Consider the following 2,728-nt stretch of genomic DNA (forward strand, 5'->3'; position numbering starts at 1 on the left):
CGCCGTCGCACCGAGGTGCGACGGCGCCGTCAGCGCGTCAGGCGGAGGACTCAGCCGAGCTTGTGGCCGGCCGACCGCAGCTGGCGGCACGCCTCGGCGATGCGCGAGGCCATGCCGGCCTCGGCGAGCTTGCCCCAGGCGCGCGGGTCGTAGGCCTTCTTGTTGCCCACCTCGCCGTCGATCTTGAGCACGCCGTCGTAGTTCTTGAACATGTGGCTGACGACCGGGCGCGTGAACGCGTACTGGGTGTCGGTGTCGATGTTCATCTTGATGACGCCGTTGTCGACGGCCTCGGCGATCTCGGCCTCGGTCGAGCCCGAGCCGCCGTGGAAGACGAGGTCGAACGGGTTGGTCTTGCCGACCTTCGCGCCGACGGCGTCCTGGATCTCCTTGAGGATCGCCGGGCGCAGCTTGACCGCACCGGGCTTGTAGACGCCGTGCACGTTGCCGAAGGTCAGAGCCGTCAGGTAGCGACCCTTGTCACCCGAGCCGAGGGCCGCGACCGTCGCGAGGCCGTCCTCGACCGTGGTGTAGAGCTTGTCGTTGATCTCGGCCTCGTGGCCGTCCTCCTCGCCACCGACGACGCCGATCTCGACCTCGAGGATGGTGCGGGCAGCGGTCGAGAGCTCGAGGAGCTCGGCGGAGATCGCGAGGTTCTCCTCGAGCGGGATGTCCGAGCCGTCGAACATGTGCGACTGGAAGGTCGGCAGCTTGCCGTCCTTGACCTGCTGCGCCTCGATCTGGAGCAGGGGGCGCACCCAGGTGTCGAGGTTGCTCTTGGTGCAGTGGTCCGTGTGGAGGGCGACGGTGATGCCGTAGCCCTTGGCGACCTCGGCCGCGTACGCGGCGAGGGCCAGCGAGCCCGCGACGCGGTCCTTGACGGTCGAGCCCGAGGCGTACTCGGAGCCGCCCACGGAGACCTGGATGATGCCGTCGGACTCCGCCTCGGCGAAGCCCTGGAGCGCGGCCGTGAGGGTCTGCGACGAGGTGACGTTGACGGCGGGGTAGGCGAAGCTGCCCGCACGCGCCCGGTCGATCATCTCGTTGTAGACCTCGGGAGTGGCGATAGGCATGGGGTCTCCTGCGGTGAGTGGGGTGGTTTTCGGTCCCATGGTGGCACGGATCGATCCCGTCGCGCCGGGACCTCTCGCCCGGTGGCGCGGGTGCCGCGAGCCCGGCCGAACCGCAGCGGACCGCCGGTTCAGGCGTGCTGGACCACCCACGCGTGCATCGCGATCGCGGCCGCCGCGCCGGCGTTGATCGATCGGGTCGAGCCGAACTGGCGGATGTGCAGCACGTCCTGGCACACGGCCCGCGCAGCTTCCGACAACCCCGTGCCTTCCTGGCCCAGGAGCAGCACGCAGGCCCGCGGCAGGGTGTACCCCTCGAGGGCCACCGACCCCGGCAGGTTGTCGATGCCGAGCACGGGCAACCCTGCCTGCTCGGCCCAGGCTGTCAGGTCAGCGATCTCGGGGTGGTGCCGCAGGTGCTGGTAGCGATCGGTGACCATCGCCCCGCGGCGGTTCCACCGACGCCGGCCCACCACGTGCACCTCGGCCGCGGCGAAGGCGTTCGCGGTGCGGACCACCGAGCCGATGTTGAGGTCGTGCGCCCAGTTCTCGATGGCCACGTGGAAGGGGTGCCGGCGGGTGTCGAGGTCGGCGACGATCGCCTCGACCGTCCAGTACCGGTACTCGTCCACCACGTTGCGGCGGTCCCCGTGCTCGAGCAGCTCGGCGTCGTAGCGAGGGGCACCGTCGACCTCGAGCGGCGGCCAGGCCTCAGGCCCGCCCGGCCAGGGACCGACCCCGACCTCCTCGCCCGTCACTGGCGACCCCGCCGCTCCGCCTGTCACTGGCGACTCCGCCGCTCTGCCTGTCACTGGCGACTCCGTCGCCAGGCGTCCCGGGCGGTGAGGCGAGAGGCGGTGTGCAGCACGGAGCGCTCGTAGAGTCGCACCCCCAGGGCGACGAAGAGCACCGCCGTGCCCAGCACGACGAGCGCCGCGACCACGGGCTCCCAGGGCTCGGCGTTGCCCAGCACCACGCGCGCGGGCATGAGCAACGGGGCGGTGAACGGCACGTAGGAGAGCACGCGCTGCGTCGGGCCCGGGTCGATCGCGAAGATGGCCGCGAAGAACGGGGCGATCACCAGGACCTGCATGAAGATCGTGGTGGAGTTGAGGTCCTCGACCCTCGAGGCGAGGGCCCCCGCCGCCGCCCACAGGCACGCGAGCATGGTGAAGCCGAGCAGGAAGAACAGCACGAACCAGCCCGAGGCCCCGACCACCTCCTCGACCAGCCGGCCCTGCCCCGCGAGGGTCGCGCCCAGCAGACCGGCCCCCAGGATCACCACGATCTGCCCCACGGCCATCAGGGTGTTGCCCAGCACCTTGCCCGCGAGCAGCCAGCGCACCGGCACCGCCGCGACCAGCAGCTCGACCACCCGGGACTGCTTCTCCTCGACCACGCTCTGCGCGATCGACATGCCGAAGGTGAGCACCGACAGGTAGAAGAGGAAGGCGAACAGCAGCACGAGCAGCTGCGGGGGCACGACGCTGGCCGGCTGCGCGTCGAGAAGCACGACCTCGGGGGCCACGGGGCTCGTCAGGGCCCGCACCTCGGCCGCGCTCAGGCCCGCCTCGGCGGGCGCGACCCCGCCCTGGACCTCGTTGGCCGCCGCCCGGACCAGGGCCTCGGGCTCGACCGGCACCGCCTCGGAGCCGGGC

The 2,728-nt window shown here is 71.4% G+C and carries 3 protein-coding genes; all 3 read right to left on the reverse strand.

The genetic code is table 11. The features are described from left to right. Window positions 1-50 precede the first annotated feature (50 nt). On the reverse strand, window positions 51-1,073 hold the full coding sequence (gene fbaA, locus L0B03_RS16215) for a class II fructose-bisphosphate aldolase (RefSeq protein WP_250447798.1): 1,023 nt from the start codon (window positions 1,071-1,073) through the stop codon (window positions 51-53). Window positions 1,074-1,201: 128 nt separating this feature from the next. Continuing rightward, window positions 1,202-1,855 carry a TrmH family RNA methyltransferase gene (locus tag L0B03_RS16220; RefSeq protein ID WP_250447799.1) on the reverse strand — a complete coding sequence of 218 codons (654 nt, stop codon included), beginning with the start codon at window positions 1,853-1,855 and terminating at the stop codon, window positions 1,202-1,204. Between the two features lie 23 nt (window positions 1,856-1,878). After that, on the reverse strand, window positions 1,879-2,728 hold an 850-nt coding region (locus L0B03_RS16225; RefSeq protein WP_250447801.1), incomplete at its 5' end, for an ABC transporter permease.

Origin of the sequence: Actinotalea sp. C106 (assembly GCF_023630195.1) — a bacterium.
In the GTDB taxonomy this organism is placed as follows: domain Bacteria; phylum Actinomycetota; class Actinomycetes; order Actinomycetales; family Cellulomonadaceae; genus Actinotalea.

Coding starts and splice junctions, on each gene's coding strand:
- fbaA (WP_250447798.1), bottom strand. CDS start 1,073: ATGCCTATCGCCACTCCCGAGGTCTACAACGAGATGATCGACCGGGCG.